This is a genomic window from Rheinheimera sp. UJ63 (assembly GCF_021568285.1).
GTDB lineage: Bacteria > Pseudomonadota > Gammaproteobacteria > Enterobacterales > Alteromonadaceae > Alishewanella > Alishewanella maricola.
In genome coordinates this window covers 146485-167624 of the sequence record NZ_JAKGTQ010000004.1, presented here as the reverse complement: position 1 = coordinate 167624, position 21140 = coordinate 146485, and the positions used below count along the sequence as shown (strand labels likewise).

Annotated in this window: 15 protein-coding genes and 1 pseudogene; 2 read left to right on the top strand and 14 right to left on the bottom strand. The window is 44.1% G+C overall.

The window, feature by feature from the left end:
* Nucleotides 1-210: 210 nt before the first annotated feature.
* The 3 genes from dapB to L1N97_RS12790 form a co-directional block, all read right to left on the bottom strand.
* On the bottom strand, nucleotides 211-1020 hold the full coding sequence (dapB, locus tag L1N97_RS12800; RefSeq protein WP_236130056.1) for a 4-hydroxy-tetrahydrodipicolinate reductase: 810 nt from the start codon (nucleotides 1018-1020) through the stop codon (nucleotides 211-213).
* Between the two features lie 111 nt (nucleotides 1021-1131).
* The gene (locus L1N97_RS12795) at nucleotides 1132-2286 is read right to left on the bottom strand and encodes an iron-containing alcohol dehydrogenase (protein WP_236130055.1); all 1155 of its coding nucleotides are present in this window, start codon (nucleotides 2284-2286) and stop codon (nucleotides 1132-1134) included.
* Nucleotides 2287-2418: 132 nt separating this feature from the next.
* Nucleotides 2419-4290: an MFS transporter gene (locus tag L1N97_RS12790; RefSeq protein ID WP_236130054.1), complete on the bottom strand. Its 1872-nt coding sequence runs from the start codon at nucleotides 4288-4290 to the stop codon at nucleotides 2419-2421.
* A 213-nt stretch (nucleotides 4291-4503) separates the two neighbouring features.
* On the opposite strand from L1N97_RS12790, the gene L1N97_RS12785 reads away from it, so the two are divergent.
* Entirely contained in the window at nucleotides 4504-5820 is a 1317-nt protein-coding gene (locus L1N97_RS12785) for a Na+/H+ antiporter NhaC family protein (RefSeq protein WP_236130053.1), read from the top strand.
* Here L1N97_RS12785 and L1N97_RS12780 read toward each other — a convergent pair.
* The 6 genes from L1N97_RS12780 to dnaK form a co-directional block, all read right to left on the bottom strand.
* Nucleotides 5817-6845 carry a nucleotidyltransferase domain-containing protein gene (locus L1N97_RS12780; RefSeq protein ID WP_236130052.1) on the bottom strand — a complete coding sequence of 343 codons (1029 nt, stop codon included), beginning with the start codon at nucleotides 6843-6845 and terminating at the stop codon, nucleotides 5817-5819. The genes L1N97_RS12785 and L1N97_RS12780 overlap by 4 nt on opposite strands.
* A gap of 68 nt (nucleotides 6846-6913) precedes the next feature.
* On the bottom strand, nucleotides 6914-7759 hold the full coding sequence (locus L1N97_RS12775) for an HprK-related kinase A (protein WP_236130051.1): 846 nt from the start codon (nucleotides 7757-7759) through the stop codon (nucleotides 6914-6916).
* A 281-nt stretch (nucleotides 7760-8040) separates the two neighbouring features.
* Entirely contained in the window at nucleotides 8041-8703 is a 663-nt protein-coding gene (locus L1N97_RS12770) for a hypothetical protein (RefSeq protein ID WP_236130050.1), read from the bottom strand.
* A gap of 166 nt (nucleotides 8704-8869) precedes the next feature.
* Entirely contained in the window at nucleotides 8870-9682 is an 813-nt protein-coding gene (locus L1N97_RS12765; protein WP_229586295.1) for a M48 family metallopeptidase, read from the bottom strand.
* A 102-nt stretch (nucleotides 9683-9784) separates the two neighbouring features.
* Nucleotides 9785-10915 (bottom strand): molecular chaperone DnaJ, encoded by a 1131-nt coding sequence (dnaJ, locus tag L1N97_RS12760; RefSeq protein ID WP_236130049.1) that lies wholly within the window; start codon nucleotides 10913-10915, stop codon nucleotides 9785-9787.
* A gap of 64 nt (nucleotides 10916-10979) precedes the next feature.
* Nucleotides 10980-12887, bottom strand: coding sequence for a molecular chaperone DnaK (gene dnaK / locus L1N97_RS12755; protein WP_226751186.1), 1908 nt, complete (start codon nucleotides 12885-12887; stop codon nucleotides 10980-10982).
* Between the two features lie 212 nt (nucleotides 12888-13099).
* On the opposite strand from dnaK, the gene luxS reads away from it, so the two are divergent.
* Entirely contained in the window at nucleotides 13100-13609 is a 510-nt protein-coding gene (luxS, locus tag L1N97_RS12750; protein WP_229586291.1) for an S-ribosylhomocysteine lyase, read from the top strand.
* A gap of 54 nt (nucleotides 13610-13663) precedes the next feature.
* On the opposite strand, the gene L1N97_RS12745 is transcribed toward luxS, so the two are convergent.
* The 5 genes and pseudogenes from L1N97_RS12745 to L1N97_RS12730 all read right to left on the bottom strand — a co-directional run bounded on the left by L1N97_RS12745 (nucleotide 13664) and on the right by L1N97_RS12730 (nucleotide 20962).
* Nucleotides 13664-15304, bottom strand: coding sequence for a diguanylate cyclase (locus L1N97_RS12745; RefSeq protein ID WP_236130048.1), 1641 nt, complete (start codon nucleotides 15302-15304; stop codon nucleotides 13664-13666).
* Nucleotides 15297-17561 carry a PAS domain-containing protein gene (locus L1N97_RS12740; RefSeq protein ID WP_420778858.1) on the bottom strand — a complete coding sequence of 755 codons (2265 nt, stop codon included), beginning with the start codon at nucleotides 17559-17561 and terminating at the stop codon, nucleotides 15297-15299. Before L1N97_RS12740 ends, L1N97_RS12745 begins: the two co-directional genes overlap by 8 nt.
* A gap of 51 nt (nucleotides 17562-17612) precedes the next feature.
* Nucleotides 17613-18083, bottom strand: a pseudogene (locus L1N97_RS17085) (GAF domain-containing protein); the annotation flags it as partial.
* 17 nt (nucleotides 18084-18100) lie between these two features.
* Nucleotides 18101-20554, bottom strand: coding sequence for an ATP-binding protein (locus L1N97_RS12735; RefSeq protein ID WP_229586285.1), 2454 nt, complete (start codon nucleotides 20552-20554; stop codon nucleotides 18101-18103).
* A gap of 18 nt (nucleotides 20555-20572) precedes the next feature.
* Nucleotides 20573-20962, bottom strand: a complete 390-nt coding sequence (locus L1N97_RS12730) for a response regulator (RefSeq protein ID WP_229586283.1) — start codon at nucleotides 20960-20962, stop codon at nucleotides 20573-20575.
* Nucleotides 20963-21140: the final 178 nt, after the last annotated feature.

Genomic DNA, 21140 nt, shown 5'->3' with positions numbered 1-21140 from the left:
CGTTTTACAACCCGTTTTGACCTAAAATTCTGATACCCGTATTTGCCTTCGCCTAATGATCTCAAAGAACCAGTCGCGAGCGAGATAATTTCTCTGCTTACAGGCAAACCTCGATATTTTAGGCGATCAGCGCGAAATTAGCCATGATTTTTTTGTTATTTTACAAAAACACAGCCTTTAACATTATTTTTAGCTAAATGCCGCAAAAGTTTAATCTAACTGCGGCAATCCGAGCACTTGTTGCATGGTATAAAGTCCTGGCTGTTTATTTTGCAACCACAAAGCAGCACGCAGTGCGCCTTGCGCAAAGGTGTTTCGGCTGGAAGCTTTGTGGCTTATTTCCAGTCTTTCACCAATATCAGCGAATAGTGCAGTATGATCGCCAATAATGTCACCGCCTCTTACCGTAGCAAAACCAATAGTTTGCTGTGAGCGCTCACCAATCATGCCTTCGCGACCATACACCGCAACCTCGGCAAGATCGCGATCTAAGCTGCGCGCAATGCTCGCGCCAATGGCCATCGCCGTACCCGAAGGCGAGTCTTTTTTAAAGCGATGATGCGCTTCAATAATTTCAATATCGGCCGTATTCCCCATCACCTTGGCGGCAGTTTGCACTAAATGCAGCATTAAATTCACACCAACACTCATATTAGGGGCCCAAACAATGGCGATATGCTGACTGGCTTGTTGGATTTGCGCATACTGCTGATCCGTTAAGCCGGTCACGCCAATGACCATGGCTTTACCTGCAGCCACAGCGAGCTGTAAGTGCGCTAACATGGGTTCAGGCATAGTAAAGTCGATCCATACATCGGCTTTTGCTACAGCGTTAGCAGAAGTCGCTTCTAATGACACACCCACAGCACCACAACCGCTTAATTCGCCAGCGTCTAGGCCTAAGACAGCAGAGCCACTACGCACCGTTGCTGCCGTTAAAGACAATTGTTGTTCTTTTGCGACACTGACCAGCGCCCGCCCCATACGGCCATTAGCGCCAAAAATACCGATCGTACTCATCACTTACTCTGCTGTTAATCTGAATATTGACTATTAGACCAAAAAACAGCGACAGATAGAAGAAAGAAGTGTAGCCGCCTGAAATGAAAGACGGCTTTTATTTGAAATGGCTTACAGCGCCAGTTGCAGAATACGGCGAGACACCTCGGGTGTAATATCTTGATGTTCGCCTAATGCCAGCATGTTGTGCTGCACTAACTTGCTCACTAACTGCTCTATCGCTTCAGCTTGTATGCCATAATCGGCTAAACGCGTCGGTATCCCCATGCGCTCGAAAAAATAACGCGTATGACTAATGGCTTCATCAATTAAACGCTCTTCATCTTGATGCTGTAACTGCCAAACCCGCGTTGCATACTGCAACAGCTTTTCGCGCTTTTGGCTGCGTTGCTGTTGCATTAAAGCCGGTAACACTATGGCTAAGGTTTGTGCATGGTCCAGGCCGAACAAGGCAGTAATTTCATGGCCTATCATATGCGTTGCCCAATCTTGCGGTACACCTTGGCCAATTAAACCGTTTAACGCCATCGTTGCGGCCCACATGACATTGGCGCGCACAGCATAGTTTTGTGGATCAGACAGGGCTTTGGGCCCTTCAGCAATTAAAGTTAATAATAACCCTTCTGCAAAACGATCTTGCACCGGCGCATTCACCGGATACGTTAAATATTGCTCCATCACATGTACAAAGGCATCGACCACACCGTTTGCCACTTGTTTCGGCGGTAAACTGTAGGTCACGGTGGGATCAAGAATGGCAAACTGTGGGTAAACCCATGGGCTGGAAAACGCTAATTTTTGTTTGGTTTCATAACGCGTGACGACCGAATTACCATTACTTTCAGAACCGGTGGCCGGTAACGTTAAAACACAACCAATCGGCAGCGCTTGCTCAACGTTGGCGCCTTTTGCCAAAATATCCCAAGCATCACCTTCAAATAAAGCGGCGGCTGCAACAAATTTAGCGCCATCAATCACGCTACCCCCGCCCACCGCTAGAATGATGTCTATTTTCTCACGACGCGCAATATCGGTGGCGCGCATTAACGTTTCAAAATTAGGATTAGGCTCAACACCCGAGAATTCGATAACCTCAGCCGCCTGCAAAGCTGCGGTCACCTGCTGATAAACACCATTGGTTTTGATCGATCCGCCACCATACAACAGCAACACTTTTTGCTCTGGTGTAATTAATTCTGCCAGTTGCTTTATCTGATCTTGGCCAAAAAGAATACGAGTACTATTTTGATAAGAAAAATTAAACATGTTGAACTCCGCTAATACCAAGATGATGTGCAGTAAACTTAATGCGAGCGTTACTGCACAGATTCAAGGTTTAGTACAAAAAAGAGCGCTATTAGCGCATGAACATGTTGTTTAAACTCGGCCTTAATGTCATTAGCGATGCTCGCCTCGCAACTGCCTGACTTGCTGCTCTAACTCGGCAGCACTGACCTGTTCTGCTGCGATACTGGGGCCGACATGCAGCTTTACCCTTGACCAAAAACGACCTTTAATTTTAAATGCGCCTTTGCCATGGTGACTAAAGAACGACCCCCATAATCCTTGCAGCGCCATCGGCACCACAGGCACAGCCGACTCAGCAATAATTCGCTCAATACCCGGGCGAAACCGATCAATTTCACCATCTTTGGTTAAGTGCCCTTCCGGGAAGATGCAAATAACATTTCCTTCAGCTAACTCGCGCGCAATCGCCGAAAAGGCAGCTTCATACACAGCTTCATCTTTATGCTTACTGCAAATCGGAATGGTTTTTGCTGCTCGAAACAGTAAATTGGCCACGGGGATCTTAAAAATACCCTGATCCATAACAAAGCGAACGGGTCGGCGCACCGCACCCGCAATTAAAAGAGCATCAACATAACTCACATGATTAGCGACTAAGACAACAGGCCCCTCAGTTGGGATATGCTCTAAACCGCTTGCTTTAACGCGATACAGCGTGTGGCTTAATAAGTAAATAACAAAGCGCAGCGCAAACTCCGGCACTTGGCTATAAACGTAACCGGCAACCACGGCGTTCATCAGCGCTAGAATTAAAAAATACTGCGGAATACTTAGCTCAAATACCGTTAAGAACACAATGCCGGCGATAGCACTTACCACCATAAACAGCGCATTAAAGATGTTATTAGCGGCAATCATGCGGGCGCGCTCGGTAGGATTAGCTCGTTGCTGTAATAACGCATACAAGGGCACAATAAATAGCCCTCCAAACAACCCAATTAAACTCAGATCGAGTAACACCCACCAGCCAAAACTGCTGCTTAAAAACGCCGGTAAGCTTAATAGCTCAGATGACACTGTTGCGGGGGTACTAAAATATAAACTGATACCAAAACACGTTAAACCGATAGAGCCAATGGGTACGATACCCAGTTCGACACGCTTACCCGACAAGCGCTCACACAACAAAGAACCTATACCCACACCGACAGAAAACGCCACCAGTAATGCGGTAACGACGGTGTTATCGCCTCCTAAAACGGTTTTGGTAAAGTTTGGAAATTGCGTTAAATAGCTGGCACCTAAAAACCAAAACCAACTAATGGCCATAATCGCCAAATATAAAGTGCGATTTTGATAGCTAATTCGCACCGTTGCTAAGGTTTGCTGCCACGGCGCAAAACGAAAGTGAGGCGCATTTTCTACTACCCCCACTTTAGGGATCTGCAAACTCACCAGATAACCCGAAAGCGCAAAGCAAATCACCATTAAGCCAATCCAGGTATGCGCATTGTTAATACCCACCAATAAACCACCGACGACAGTACCGAGTAAAATAGCAATAAACGTGCCCATTTCTACCCAAGCATTCCCCCCGAGTAACTGTTTGTCCGTTAACAACTGCGGCAATATGGCGTATTTCACTGGCCCAAAAAATGCTGATTGCGCGCCCATTAAAAACAGCACACCTAGTAAATACACATATTGCTCAAACATAAAGGCCAGTGCCGCCAAACACATCAACCCCACTTCTACCAGCTTTAAGCGCTGGATCAGCCGTGTTTTACATAAACTGTCAGCCAAAGTTCCGGCAGTCGCAGAGAACAATAAAAAAGGTAAGATAAATAAGCCTGCAGCCAAGTTCATACTGACATCAACACTCCAAGGCATGGCACTGGCAGCGCCGAAGGTGAGAAGCAGCATCAAGGCGTTTTTAAATACATTATCGTTAAACGCGCCCAAGGCTTGAGTAAAGAAAAAGGGGATAAATCGTTTAGATGATAGCTTTTGCTGCGGATCCATCACTGCTCCTAGCTAGACAATCTAGCCTTAATAGTTTTTTATTCTGCATCGCTTGCGGTAAATACTTGGTTTTATGATCAAGAATACTTTACCTTAGCGGTGTAAACTCAAATGCACATAGCTGCAACCTAAATGGCCTGCAGCCAACGCGGCCGCATTGACAAGACGTCTGGCCATCTATATATTGCGCAGCCATTTTATGAGGTCGCTAAATTGAATACTGTTGCCACTGTTGGCGCGCGCCGTTCGCTGCTGCCATTACTGTTTTTTATCCTGCTGTTTCTCGGTAGCGGCTTGTATTTCCAAAGCCAAAACGTCGATTATGCGTTCTATCAATTGCCTGGCCATGTCGCCATTATCCCTGCGTTAATTTTAGCCATTTGGTTACATCGCGCGCCGTTAACCCAATCAATAGAGGTAATGGTTAAGGGGGCGGGTAATCATAATATTATTACGATGTGCTTAATCTATCTGCTTGCCGGTGCTTTTGCTAGTGTGGCGACAGCCACTGGCGGGGTTGATGCGGTGGTTAATGCCGGTCTCAGTGTGATCCCGGCACAATTTTTATTGCCCGGTTTATTTATTATTGCAGCACTGGTTTCCACCGCGATGGGCACTTCGATGGGCACGATAGGCGCTTTAGCACCAATTGCCGTTGGCTTAGCCAACCAAGCGGATTTAGAGCCGGCTTTGGTAGCCGGTGTGTTACTCAGCGGCGCCATGTTTGGCGATAACCTGTCGATTATCTCAGACACCACCATTGCCGCAACTCGCACGCAAGGTGCCAAGATGGCAGACAAATTTAAAGAGAACATTAAAATCGCTCTGCCAGCAGCGTTTTTCACCCTCATCGCTTTTAGCCTAATGACCACTGAACCCACAGCCATTGTCAGCGAAACGGTTAATTGGACTGGCGTGCTGCCCTATGCCGCCATCTTATTTTTAGCCGTAATGGGGCTGAATGTGTTTGTGGTGCTACTGCTGGGTATTTTACTGGCTGCTTTGCAAGGCAGTATTTTTGCAGATTACGCGATCAGCGGTTTAGGTACCGATATTGCTACCGGCTTTGCCAACGTGCAGGAGATTTTCTTGCTGGCGATGTTAGTTAGTGCGCTGAGTGAGTTCATCAAACAACAAGGTGGCTTACAGTGGATTTCATCACAAATACAGAAGTTAACCTCAAGTATTAAACTGGCCGGTAACAAAGCTCAGCAATTGGCCATCGCCGCTTTAGCCTTTATCAGTAACCTGTGTATTGCCAACAACACAGTGGCGATCGTATTAACGGGTGATGTGAGCCGCAATTTAGCAAAGCAACACCAAATCACCCCGAAACGCAGCGCGAGCTTATTGGACATCTTTGCTTGTATCAGTCAGGGCTTGGTACCCTATGGTGCGCAGGCGTTGCTGTTAGGCGCGAGCTTTGGCATTTCACCGTGGCAGGTCATTACTTATAATTACTACTGTATGTTACTTTTCATCGTAGCACTGGGTGTAATAGTGCTGCGTCGCCCGGCACAAAGTGCCTAATTTTTTTTCGGGCTAAATTGATGCTTACCAAAAATGGCATCTCTAAGCCCGAAAAAGCTTTTCATCGTTAAATGCCCGAGCAAAATATGCAATGGCATTTTTAAAAAGTGGCCGCGAAAATACATAAAACGTTTGGCCCAACGTTGCTGCCAGCCTATAACTAAAGGGTGATCAGGTAATAGAGCCGGTAACAACACCTTACGGACCCACCAGTTATCTTCGAAATATTGCTCACATTGATTTTTTGTTAAAGGGTCCAGAGCCGAACCAAGATAATACTTTAATGCGGTTAAACAGTACCTAAACTCAAGCTCAAACCCCGTTGAGAGTGCAAGGTTATGTAAATTATTCCAAAAATCTGCGGTACTATATTGCGCCGTCAGTAAGTGAATATCCCATAAATCACGCATTGCGCTTTGCGTTTCTTCGTTCATGAAAAGATGAATGATACTATGAAGTACCATTGCTTCTTGATTGAGCACTAAGGCGCCAGAATTCGTCGTTTTTACTAACTCAAAAAACTTAGCCATATCTGCCGAACGGCCACTAATCGGCAAATACAAATTATGATGCAGATCGAGTACGGTCCCTCTTAGAATATGAACCATTGGTGGGATTTCATGGCTCCATTCACGATAATAACGCTCGTCATGTGAAGAAAGCTTATCTGATTTCCAATAATTTCTTTTTAATAAAGCCTCGGCCGCTGCAAGCTGTGATTTATTTACAAGCACGTCGATATCATTGCAAATTCGACCTCTGCTATTCTCAGTATCAGCTAAAGTGTAAGCCGCACCTTTAAGATATAAAACTTTAATATCCGTGTTCAGGAATATAGTCTGTAACTCATCACATTCAAAACGAATTTGTTGTGCCTGTCTATCGGCATATACTAACGCAGACTGTAAATGACGTTGCGCATAAACTGGTAAAGAACATAACAACGCTCTACGTTCAAGAACTGCCGCAAGCGAGGACAAAAGCTTGGCTTCACGAAATAGCCATATTAGTTGTTGCCACTGCACTAAAGATATCAATGTACATCGTTCTGGCTGCGCGAGATAGTGTAGAATTTGTTTTGGGGCAATAGACATTAATCTTGGACCAACTCATCAAAAAATAACGCTAAATCAGTCAATTTGCTATACTCAACTTCAAATGATTTTGCATTGCCAACTATTTGTGCAGCTGCTTTAAAAGCAGATTTACCTAAAACATTATAATTAAAAGCATTGTGACTCAATTGATTAAAGGAATCTAATTGGTCAAGCTGATAAATTTTCAGATCTGAACCTACTTTATATCTTGGAAAAACTAACCCAGCAATGGGAGCAGGTCGTAATTGTTGATATTGAGACCAAGAAAGAACCTTTACGTGAGCCACATCACCTTTTTGGGTGTCACGGCAAACAGGCGTAACTGTTGCGCTTGGATGCCAACTTTGCAGCAACGAAATACTTTCATTTTTTAAACAAACCGGTCGAAACATCGGAAGGACACGTTGCTCATCCATATCAATAATCGCCATTTCATCGCTGTAAACATACCAACCACTTAGACCAAGATAAGCACTCAAAGTGCTTTTACCTGACCCCGGAGAAGCGGGGCATAGAATAGCTTTGTCATTTTTTACTAAAACTGCGGAATGTATTAAGAATCGAGTATATTCATGCGCAGCAATACACCAATTCATACCCCACTCTAATAAAGCATAACCTTGGTTTAATGGTAAAGGTTTAAAAGGTGAATGTTGGTCACAAAGAAAACTTACTTGCGGCTTTACAAATCGCCGTAGCAAAGAGCTAGCGTTTAAAGAAAGATTAAAATCTGAAATAACACCAGATACCGGCGCATCACCATAAATTAAGTTGGCGCTTTTCTGTATTAATGGAAGAGATGTGGCTAGGTCGAAACTATATTGACCACAATTAATCAGCATTCACATCTCACTAGCTATGGATATCAAATTATTATTAAGCAAATAGCCTAACATTTGCTGAGCTTCAGATTCATCTACTGCTATTAGACGACATAGTACGACCTTATTAAACTTGGGTGATTGAGTAAGCTCGATTAAATTATTGAAGCTGAATGAATTAGAACGCAAAAATAATGTGTTGCCAGAATATAGGTTATAAATTACCAAACCACTGCCATCAGTTAAGGCTAAAAGCTCAGCATTCATATTAAAACAGTAGTTTGTCATTTAAAATTTATTAATTAGATAGGTAGTTTCCAATCAGTACTACCATCATTATAACCCAGAACTGTATCACTAAAGTTTACTGAGCTACGACTTCTCGTGTTAGTATTACTTAGCTGAATATACCAGACCATAAATATAGTATTTACTAACTCATCTGCAGATTGTTTTCCGAGGTAACCTTTATAAAAACCAAAATAAGCATTAAGGTAGACGGCAGACAAATGATAAAAAATATTATTATCACCTGAGCCGTTAGAAGACAGCCCACTTTTAATAGTATAATTTCTAGTAGTAAGTTCTTTAGGTACAGGTAATGTATGATTTTTAACAGTATTAACGAAATCTAAATATTTTTTTACCGCATTATTAAACTCATTTGATTTATTGCCATAAGAAGATTTAATCCGGTCTAGTTCAATGAAAAAAGAATTAATATTATTACTGCTAATATTTGACCAACCGCCTGGAGAACGTCCATTCGTTAGCGTTGGAACTATACAGTGGTCATTATTAGTATTGTGCGATAAATTACCAGACAATGCTCCTGAAACAGAACAAGCTCCCCAAACTGACTTAGCAGGCAATGCAGAAATCACGACACCAGTGCCGACTTTGGTCAAAAACTTACGACGACTTACTTTAGCGTCGTGTTGGTCTTTCGGGTTATTTCCTTGCATATAAACCTTCCTACAACAAGTTGAATTCTGTGAGCTTACAATTAAACATGCAATTTACACACCAAAAATACAGATCTCTGATTTCTATGGGGTTATTTTAAACCCGATATCAGTACTATTAGGTTAGTGTAAAAAAAGCTGACGTTATTTAATTACAATAGCTTACCTATAATTTAGCCGGTTTGCGGCAACTTGGCAAATTGCCAGCTGCTTTGCGCTGTGTATAAAAACCATTCGCCTCAGGCATCATGTCTTGTAAGGTCGTAATCCTGGTTTCGGGTACAGGGTGGCTCGATAAGAATTGTGGGCCAGCAGGGCCACTGGCCTTCGCCATATTACGCCATAAGTTAACCGCTTCGCTTGGGTCAAAACCCGCTTTTGCCATTAATTCAAGGCCAATTATATCAGATTCTGTTTCATGGGCCCGGCTAAACGGTAAAGCTACGCCTAATTGCGCACCGACACCTAAGGCCGCCATTAATTCTTGCTGATATTGCACGCCGTAGGCTTTAGAGCCGGCATCGCCTAGGGCTAGGGCCATTTGTAAGAATTGATTGGTAGAGAGCCGCTCATTGCTGTGGCCCGCCATCACGTGTGCAATTTCATGCCCTACTACGGCAGCTAATTGTGCTGGTGTTTCTGCCACTTTTAACAAGCCGGTATAAACACCAATTTTGCCTCCAGGTAATGCAAAGGCATTCACTTGCTCGCTATCAAAAACCACAATTTCCCAGCTTTGTTGCTGATATTCATCAGGGGTCACTTTCAGTAAGGCATTGCTGACACATAACACGTAGCGATTAATTTCAGCATCGTTGCTGATTTTTTCAGCGGCTTTCATTTCTTCGAAGGTTTGTGCACCCATGGTGCTTAATTGCTGGTTATCGTACAACATCACTTGACGACGTCCGGTCGGTGACTCAGCACAGGCCACCAGTAACACGGTACAAATGGCTGACACCAATAATTTCTTTATCATCTTAAATCCTTTTGCAAACTCATCGAACACATTTGACCAGTTTACTCTGCTGGCATAAAAAAACCACCCGATTATGGGTGGTTTATTTTTTTACTAATTAGATTAGTTAGTTAAATCATCAAAAAACTTCTTCACACCATCGAAGAACCCTTTTGACTTCGGCCGATGCTTGGCTTCACTGTCGCCAGCCATGCTATCGTCCAGTTGTCTTAGTAGCTCTTTTTGCCGCTCAGATAAATTCACTGGCGTTTCGATCACCACTTTACACACTAAATCACCGACACCACCACCACGCACTGATTGCACGCCCTTGCCACGTAGGCGGAACATTTTCTCAGTTTGTGTTTCGGCTGGGATCTTTAATTTAACCCGGCCATCTAGGGTTGGCACATCAATTTCACCACCTAAAGCTGCGGTCGCAAAGCTTAACGGCACATCGCAATACAGGTTGTTACCATCACGCTGGAAAATAGCGTGTTGCTTAACGCTAACCTGCACATACAAATCACCCGCCGGAGCGCCATGCATACCTGCTTCGCCTTCGCCGGTTAAACGAATACGGTCACCGGTATCCACACCCGCAGGGATTTTAACTGCCAGCGTTTTGGTTTTTTCGATGCGGCCTTCACCATGACACTTGCTGCAAGGATCAGGAATAATCTTGCCACGCCCACTACAAGTAGGACAGGTTTGTTGTACCGCGAAAAAGCCTTGGCGCATCGTCACTTGGCCAGCACCATGACAGGTTGGGCAGCTCTTGGCTGAAGTGCCTTTTTTAGCACCTGAACCATCACAACTATCACAACCGACCATTGTCGGCACTTTAATGTCGACTGATTTACCTTTAACGGCTTCTTCTAATGTCAGTTCTAAGTTATAACGAAGATCTGAGCCGCGCTGTGCCCGTGATTGACCGCGACGGCCACCGCCTCCGAAGATATCGCCGAACACGTCGCCGAAAATATCACCAAAGTCAGCATTACCGCCACCACCCGCACCACGATTCGGATCTACCCCGGCATGGCCGAAGCGATCATAGGCGGCTTTTTTCTGGTCGTCAGACAAAATCTCATAGGCTTCTTGCACTTCTTTAAACTTCTCTTCCATGGCTTTATCACCCTGTGTGCGATCGGGGTGAAATTTCATGGCGAGGCGTTTATAAGCCTTTTTGATCTCTTTATCATCGGCGCCTTTAGCGACACCTAATACTTCATAATAGTCACGCTTGGACATAGATCTGTGCTTAATTCTCAGTAAAAGGGCTACAGATTATGCTGCAGCCCGATATGGGTGATAATTACTTCTTGTCGTCTTTAACTTCTTCAAATTCAGCGTCAACAACATCATCGCCACCAGACTGCTGAGCGGTTTCTTCACCACCCTGCTGACCTTTAGCTTGTGCTGCTTCCATCAGTTTTTGCGAAGCTTGTAACAAGGCCTGGGTTTTCGCTTCGATGTCAGCTTTATCGCTGCCTTTCATCGCTTTTTCCAGATCGGTAATCGCGTTCTCGATAGCTTCTTTATCATTGGCAGCTAACGCAGAACCGGCTTCTTCCAGCTGTTTGCGGGTAGAGTGTACCATAGCATCGGCTTGGTTACGTGCCTGCACCATTTCTTCGAACTTTTTATCTTCTTCAGCATTCGCTTCGGCATCACGCACCATTTTATCGATTTCTTCCTCACTTAAACCTGAAGAAGCTTTGATGGTGATCTTTTGCTCTTTACCGGTGTCTTTGTCTTTCGCCGACACGTGTAAAATACCGTCCGCATCTAAATCGAAAGTTACTTCAATTTGTGGCTCGCCACGACGACCTGGGCGAATACCTTCTAAGTTAAATTGCCCCAGAGATTTATTATCTGAAGCGCGCTTACGCTCACCCTGAATGACGTGGATCGTCACCGCAGATTGGTTATCATCCGCCGTTGAGAACACTTGCGACTTTTTCGTCGGGATAGTGGTGTTTTTCTCAATCAGAGCTGTCATCACGCTACCCATGGTTTCGATACCTAGTGATAACGGGGTAACATCCAGTAATAAAACGTCTTTAACATCACCTGACAGCACCGCACCTTGAATGGCCGCACCAACCGCAACGGCTTCATCTGGGTTAACGTCTTTACGAGGCTCTTTACCGAAGAAAGCGGTAACGGCTTCTTGTACTTTCGGCATACGCGTTTGACCACCAACCAGAATAATCTCGTTGATTTCGCTGACGCTTAAATCGGCATCAGCAAGCGCCTTTTTCAATGGCTCTAAGGTGCGTTGTACTAAATCTTCAACCAAAGATTCTAATTTAGCGCGAGTCACTTTGATGTTCAGGTGTTTTGGACCTGAGGCATCTGCGGTGATGTACGGTAAGTTAACTTCAGTTTGTGAAGCAGATGACAGCTCAATCTTAGCTTTTTCTGCTGCTTCTTTTAAACGTTGCATGGCTAAAGGATCATTACGTAAATCCATGCCTTGCTCTTTCTTAAACTCTTCAACTAAGTAGTTAATTACGCGGTTATCAAAGTCTTCACCACCTAAGTGAGTATCACCGTTGGTCGCTAATACTTCGAACGTTTGCTCGCCATCCACATCATCAATTTCAATAATAGAGATATCGAAAGTACCGCCACCTAAGTCATATACTGCAACTTTGGTGTCGCCTTTCTTTTTATCCATACCGTAGGCTAATGCCGCGGCTGTCGGTTCGTTGATAATACGTTTAACGTCTAAACCTGCGATACGGCCAGCATCTTTCGTCGCTTGGCGCTGCGCATCGTTGAAGTAAGCTGGAACCGTAATGACTGCGGCAGTAACCGCTTCACCAAGATAGTCTTCAGCGGTTTTCTTCATTTTTTTCAAGATTTCAGCTGAAATTTGTGGCGCAGCTAATTTTCGGTCTTTTACTTCAACCCAAGCGTCACCATTGTCTGCTTTAACAATTTTGAACGGCATGATTTTGATGTCGCGTTGTACTTCTTCGTCTTCAAAACGACGGCCAATTAAACGCTTGATTGCATACAGAGTATTTTTAGGGTTGGTCACCGCTTGACGTTTTGCTGGTTGCCCTACTAAAACTTCACCATCTTCTGCATAAGCAATGATGGATGGCGTAGTACGAGCGCCTTCAGCATTCTCTAATACTCTTGGCTTATCGCCATCTAAAATAGCCACACAAGAGTTGGTTGTACCCAAGTCAATACCAATAATTCTACCCATAATTTCTCTCCACCTAATATTCTGAACAATGTATCGTTGCGATGGTAAATTAGTGGGGATTAGCCCTGATCTATTCAAGGTTATCAACGTGATTTTTTTTGATTTTGTCTAAGTTAAATGACTTTAACGCGGCTTTTGTTGAAAAGCGGTTAACTTAAGCCACCGCTCAGGGCTATAATCGACCAACACTTTTTTTCTAAATAGGATCCGCTATGCCATTACTTGATAGCTTTACCGTAGACCATACCATTATGCGAGCGCCTGCCGTTCGGGTTGCGAAGAAGATGAACACGCCTAAGGGTGATGCGATCACCGTTTATGATTTACGTTTTTGTGTACCGAACGAAGAGATCTTATCTGAGAAAGGTATTCACACTTTAGAGCACTTATTTGCCGGTTTTATGCGGGATCACCTAAACAGTGCTGACGTTGAAATTATTGATATCTCGCCAATGGGCTGCCGCACTGGTTTTTACATGAGCTTAATTGGTACGCCTGATGAGCAACGTGTTGGCCAAGCTTGGCAAGCCGCCATGACAGATGTGTTACAGGTTGCAAGCCAACAGGATATTCCTGAGCTGAATATCTATCAGTGTGGCACCGCACAAATGCATTCATTAGAAGAAGCCAAGCAAATCGCACAAAACATTTTAACTCGCGGTGTCGGTGTGAACCGTAATGATGAATTGGCGTTACCGGCTGAAGTACTCAGCAAGTTATAAGGGTATCGCTCACAAAAAGGTCAGCTTGCTGACCTTTTGTAGGGTGTTGTACTGTTAATCATCCTCAGCAAGACAAATGCGGTTTCGGCCCGTTTCTTTTGCGTGATATAGTGCGTCATCCGCCGCAACAATCATTGTTGCCGCATCACTAAAACGTTGGTTACTGGTTGAAACCACGCCCGCAGAGAAAGTACAGCTAAAGGTGTTATCATCAGCCGTAAACTTTAACTTTCTAAAGGCATCGAGAATACTTTCAGTTATTTTTTTGGCTTCTTCGGCACCGCAATCGGGTAACACCAGTAAAAACTCTTCACCACCATAGCGACCGGCGCGATCCGTTTTACGAATACGCTTGCGTAATAATGTCGCTAAGGCTGAAATAACCACGTCACCAATCGCATGACCATAATTATCATTTACCGATTTAAACAAATCGATATCAACCATCACAACACTAAGCGGTTGCTGTTCGCGCCCGGTACGATCTAATTCTATCTCCACCGCACTTTTAATCGAGCTGTGTTTAATTAAGCCCGTTAAACCATCTTTTTCAATTAAGTTTTTAATCTGAATACTGCGCGCCAACCGCACTTTTATTGCTTGTGTTAACTGCGTATCGTCAATCGGCTTGGTTAAAAAATCATCTGCACCATGCGCCATGGCACGCAACTGCAGGGATTTGTTTACCTCTGAAGAAAGATAAACAATAGGTATACGCTTCAATGAGGGATATTGCCGAATCAGCCCTGCCAGTTCAGCACCAGAAATCTCTGGCATGTAAATATCCATTAATACCAGATCAGGCTGAAAGCGCATTAACTCGTTCACAATATCGCGGACATTATTGACAATCGCCGTTTCAATACCGACATTTTGCAAAACTAAAGCGTAATGCTCAGCCAGTAAGGTATCATCATCAACAATAAACACCCGGCCAATACTGCCACTGTGGGTTTCAAGTAACTCAGTAATGGTAGAAATACAGCTAGGAATATCTAAAGGCGCGACAAAAAAAGCATCGGCACGCTGTTGTGCTGCTTTAATACGTAAATCAAAATTATCTTTAGCAGATAAAACCAGCAAACGCGCATGCTTTTTAACTAACTGGTCTAATAGTAGCGTCTGTTCAAACAACAGGCTGCCGTCGGCTAAAGTAATAGCTGACAATAAAATAGTGGGTGCGGTATTTTGCAGCCGCTGTAAACAGTCATCAAAGGCAGTAAATAGCTCAACTTGCATCCCAAATGCGGTTAACTGCTGGCTTAATTCATCAATAATGGTTTTAGAATCGAGAATTAACCAAATGGTGTTCGGTTGTAAGATTATTGGATCTGGAATGCCTAATTCACTGTATTTATTGCGTAAAGCTTTGTCCATAGCAATTTCGAACTCTATTACCGCGCGTTTTAACGAGGGTATAGCTTGGTTCTGCTCAAGCTCAGTTTTGTTAATAATAATTAAGGTTAATTGCTCAATTTGCCGGGCTTGTGTGCCTAAACTGGCGTATCCAAAGGTGCCACATGCACCCGCCAGTTTGTGGGCTTCTGCCATTAATAATGTTAACGACTCTTTACTGGCATCGGCCTTAGCAAGCTTTACCATACGCGCTAATCGTTCTGGCAAACCGTGTTCAAAACGCTGTCGTAACTGTGCAAACGCTTCTGACGGTGATCTTTTAGCCGGAGTACTATTCATCTGGGTCTTCCTGTACAACAGAGATATATTCAGGTTTTTGATAATACGGTAACACAAAACGGAAGGTGCTGCCCTCGGCAAGAACAGAGTCAAAACTAATGGTTCCCTGCATTTGCTCAATTAATTCTTTGCAAATGGCTAAACCTAAGCCGGTTCCGCCGGTTTGTCGATTATTGGAACCATCAGCTTGAGCAAAACGTTCAAACACACGATGTTTAAAGTCTGGGCTGATACCAATACCGTGATCCGTGATGGCAATTTGCACTTTGTCCCCTAAGTGCTCTGCGTTAATAGCCACTTCCCCCTCATGGTGTGAAAACTTAATAGCATTAGATATTAAGTTAGTCAGTACTTGTTGTAAACGCATCGCATCGGCTAACACACACAGACTGTTATCACACTGTTCAATATTTAAAGTGATTTGATGTTGCTCAGCGTAAGGTAATAAATTTTCTAGGGCCTGCTGCAGTTCTGTTGCAACATGCAAAGGTTGGATATTAAGCTGTATCTTACCCGCAGTTAACTTTTCAATGTCGAGTAAGTCATTAATTAAGTTAGCTAAACGTTCGGTATTACTGGCCGCAATTTGCAGCATCTTTTGCATTTTATCCGACAGCTGGTCCCTGGCGCCGGCATTCAATAAACTTAACGCCCCTTTAATCGCCGTCAGGGGTGTGCGTAATTCATGGCTTACCGTCGAAATAAATTCATCTTTGAGTTGTTGTAATTTCATTTGCTCAGTGACATCTTGCACCGAACCTACCAACAATTTTTCGGGGTTTTCGGTCAGTGGCAACAATTTAGCCACTTCATGCACCCAGCGAATGGTGCCATCGGGGCGAATAATGCGATGGATAACATCATGCACGCCCGTTTCTTGCGCCATTTGCTCACTTTGTTCCACTAACTGACGATCATCCGGATGCACAGTACTTTTAAACAAGGCTACGCTCGGCTTGGTATCTTGCTCGTTAAAACCAAATAATTGATAAATCATCGGTGACCACCATAACTCACCGCTAACTAGTGATGCCTGCCAAAAACCGATAGCGGCATTTTTACTGGCACTATCAAGCCGTTGCTGAGCCATTTTTAATTCACGGTTTACCCGCTCTAACTGTAAATAGTATTGTTTAGTAGTGGTGATATCTTGAATATAGCCATGCCACAAGGTACTGCCATCGGGCATGGCTTCTGGCTGGGCACTGCCAGACAACCACATAAATGAGCCATCTTCTTTTATTACCCGATATTCATTAAACCATTCAGTTAAGTTCAAACGTGAGTGCTCAATGCTTTCAACCAGTGCAGGTAAATCTTCGGCATAGATTTTCTGAAACGCGGCAGAGGCATCTTTTTTTACTTCAGCCGGTTTTAAGCCATAAATCTTTTCAATGGCATGGCTAGCATAAGGAAAGGCAACTCGCCCATCAGGCCATTGTTGATATTGATACACCATGCCAGGTAATTGTGACGCTAAAACAGACAACTTATGCTTGGCGAGCTTTTCTTCGGAGATATCCAAAATAAAACCATCGAGATAACGCACCTTGCCATCTTCGCTGTAATCGGCTTTACCACGCTCTTCTACCCAATGGATCTCACCGTTTTTGTGCATAACACGGTACTGCAATTTCCAGCTTTGTTGTTCAGCCACGGCTTGGTTCACGGCCTTTTCTAACCAAGCGCGATCTGCAGGATGGATCACGCTGGCATAGGTGCGGACCTTGTTGTTAATAAAGTCACTGGCTGGATAACCCGAAACTGGATCAATACTGCTGCTCATAAACAGCATGGTCCAGTTTGCGTCTACCTTACAGCGATAAGTAATGCCAGGGATATTTGATACCAGTGCTTGAAACTGATCGCGGCTGGCCTTGATTTCTAATTCTGCCTGTTTTTGGGCAGTAATATCAGCATGGGTGCCATACATCATTAACGGCTTACCATCATCTGTCCATGAAATCACCCGACCTCGGTCATGCACCCAAATCCAATGGCCGGCTCGATGTCGAATACGACATTTACAGTCATAAAAGGCGGACTCGCCGCGAAAATGCTGTTCTAACAAGCTGTTAGACTGTTCAACATCCTCAGGGTGTGCAAGATCAAACCAAGTAGAAATGGAAATAGGCGCTAACTCAGCTAAGGTGTATCCCGCCATTTCAGCCCAGCGTTCGTTAAAAATGGTTTCGCCGGTTTGGACATTCCATTGCCAAGTCCCAATACGCGTACCTTCTAATACCGAACGATACATTAATTCTCTTGCCGCAAGCTGTTCATGCGCATGCTCTTGCAGTCGATCTTTAATTTCTTGTTCAATAAGCGCCGCAAACTGCTTGAGACTATGACGCTCCCGTTCAGATAAACGACGCGGTAACTCATCAATTAAACACAAGGTGCCAATACGTTCATTCGCTAAGGTTAATGGTGCGCCAGCATAAAAACGAATAAAAGGTGACGTTGTCACTAACGGATTATCATCAAACCGTGCATCTTGCTGCGCATCGTACACTTCGAAAACATCATCACCTAAGATGGTGTGCCCACAAAATGAAATATCCCGATGTGTTTCACACACCTCTAAACCTTGGCGTGATTTCAGAAACTGACGTTCTCGATCGACTAATGAAATGAGCACAATTTTCACATCAAAACATTGCTGTACTAAACGCGTGATGCGATCAAACCTAGCCTCGGGATCGGTGTCTAACAGCTGTGTTTGCTGTAATATCTGTAATCGATGTTCTTCTGATAAAGGGATTTCTGGTTTTTGCATAATGCCTCGTTACAGCCCTAGCTAGTTTCATCATTTAAACAGGATTCTGGCTCAGCCAGCGCAAAGGCCAGCCAGAAAGTACTGCCAAGACCATATTGAGAATCAAAACCCACTTGCCCCCCCATCTTTTCTGTCAGCTCTTTTGTGATGGCTAAACCTAAACCTGTACCGCCTTTATTTCGATTACTCGCGGCATCGCCTTGGGCAAACTTTTGAAAAATGCGTGGTTTAAACTCATCCTTAATGCCTTCACCTCGATCTGTCACTTCAAGCAAAGCGTGATGGTCTTTCACTCGCAACACGAGCTTTATTTCAGCACCCTTCGGTGAGAATTTAATCGCATTAGAAAGCAAGTTAACAATAACCTGAATAAGTCGCTCTGCATTAACATTAGCCTGAATCGTCGGGTCCAACACATCGATACTAAAACGGATCTGATACTCGTTAGCATAACTCAAAACGCCTTCAACTGCTGCCTCTAACAGTGGCTGCAATGGCTGTATCTGCAATGGCATAACAAATTTTCCCGAGATCAACTTTTCGATATCCAGCAAATCATTAATCAACAGGGTCAGTCGTTCACTGTTTTGCTCAGCTATCGATAATAACTTTGAGGTTTTGCTGTTCAATTCGCCTATTTTGCCAGAATTTACCAAACGTAAAGATGCATAAATCGCGGTTAAAGGAGTGCGTAACTCATGGCTTACCGTCGCAATAAATTCGTTCTTCAAGCGTTCTGTACGCTGCAACTCTGATACATCACGCGCAATGCCAAGATAGCCGCTGATCTCGCCTGAATGATCTCGAATAACCGTTACCGTAAGGGATACCGGAATGGCTTGCCCAGACTTATGCAGGTAGGTCCATTCATGTGTTTCGCTCCCCTCTTGCTCAGCCTTAATAACAAAAGCACGAAAACCTTTCACCGGCTGTGCTAACTCGGCATTCAGTTCTTTAGCGCGGTTAACCACTTCCGAAGATCGATGTAACATTTCTGGGGTGTGCTTTCCGATCAATTCTTCTGCTTGGTAGCCGAGCATTTTCTCTGCACCAACACTAAAAAACTGAATAACACCGTTAGGGTCCGTAGCAATAATCGAAAAATCGGAAGCGGCAGATAAGATGGCATTTTGTTGGCTATGACTTTGTTGTAAAGCCTCAGTACGTTGTGTTACCTGTTGCTCTAATTCACATTGCATCATTCGACTGCGCTGAAAAGCCTCATTTAAACGAGCACTCATCTGTGCCAAGGTGTGCGATAAATTGCTGTATTCCAACACGCGAGTTTGCGGCATAACGGTTTTTTGTTGCTGAGTAAGATCGGCTTGTATGCGCTGACTAGCCACATCAATGCGCCTTAAAGGTAAGCTGATCGCTTTACTGAGCAAAGCGCTGATCCCGATGGTCAGCCCTAAAAACAACACTAAACGCACTAATTGCTGCGCACTGTCTTGCTCTAATTCAGTCACCACTGGCGCGGCAGGCTGCTCAAGCACCAGCCAGACGGCTTCGTTTTGCCAGCGCGCAGGGTAGGTAAAAACGTAGCGACTTTTACGCCATCGTTGAATGGGGAGCGGTTCTGAACTGGGTTTCCAGTGTGCAAAACCTGCCAATAAGCTTATGGGTTCTTTAAAAGAAATAGTTTGGTTTTGCCCCACCAACTGAGTAAATTGTTTTTGACTGTTTACAAGCGCGAGCGCGTAATCACGTTCAATGGGTAAACTTGCTGCAAGTGGTTGTAACATACTGGGCAGCAATGCTGAGCTGGGTTTTGGGATATTATCCAACTGCAACGCCATGATGGCAGAGATCTCGGCCAAACGATCTGCCACGGCTAACTCGTAAGCTGCTTTTGATTTCTTGGCATCAAGGATCACTGGCATCGCACCAGAGAGCAGCGTTAAGCTAAGCAACGTGAGAAAAACTAACTGCCTTAAACTGATTTCGGGTAAGGCCAGTTTTTTACTCAGGGGTTTGTTAAGTTGCAGCATCGCCACAAACACGGCAACAACCAGGGTATTAAAAATACCATTACTAATCTGCTTTAGCACAATTAGCACGGCGGTTTGTAAAGAAGAGTCCAGTACAACGGCATAACAACCGATGATTGCTGGCAGCGCGAATAACCAAAACTGCAGATCTAATAAAACTAAATTAGACTGATTGTTTTTACCATAGCGTAAGCTTAACCAGAGTATTTCACTGCTAAAAATCAGCCAAGCAAAGGGGTGCTGCCATATCAGTACCGTTGCGCTAGCCGCAAAAATACCGACAATAATAGCCGCTTTCCCCCCCAGTAGTACCAGCGCTAAGAGCGCAAAAACAGAACCAAAAATAAAATCGATGTCAAAAAGCAGCGGCAAACGTAAAAAGTTAAAGCCAAAACCCAGCAGTGAAAAAAGCAGTATCAACGACCATCTTGGCAATACAGCCAACGCTAACCAACCTTGGGCATAATTTAAATATGGCATAAGGACAAATTTGTTACCTTAATGACTCATTTGTGTTTGCTCAAACAGCTGCTGTAATCTGTCGCCCAAAGCCATGGGTTCAAAGGGTTTATCGATCACGGCAATAGCTCCGGCATCCAGATAATGCTGTTTCTCAGCTTGTTGAATTTTTGCGGTCATAAAGACCACAGGTACGTTCGCCAGTTCTGGAATAGCGCGCAATGCGGCTAAAGTTTGCATGCCGTCCATTTGAGGCATCATCACATCCAATAATATTAATTCTGGACTAAAATCAGATGCTTGAGCCACTGCACTTGCACCGCTGTCACAGCTCAGTAGCTCAAAACCAGCAACATCAACCAAGGCTATTTCAGCTACCGCTCGAATTGACTCATCATCTTCTACATGCATTATCCGTTTTAATGCCATAAATGCCTCACTTATTTTCTCTAACCAACTCACTTTGCAAATACATTAAATACTAATCAACTCTAGCATACTCTAACAATAGCACCTGTATAGCGCTTTTTGATCTGGCCGTGCTCAGCATGATTTCGCGCTTCGTCACTATTTTTGCGACAAATTTAAAAAAACTCTCTTTTTCTCA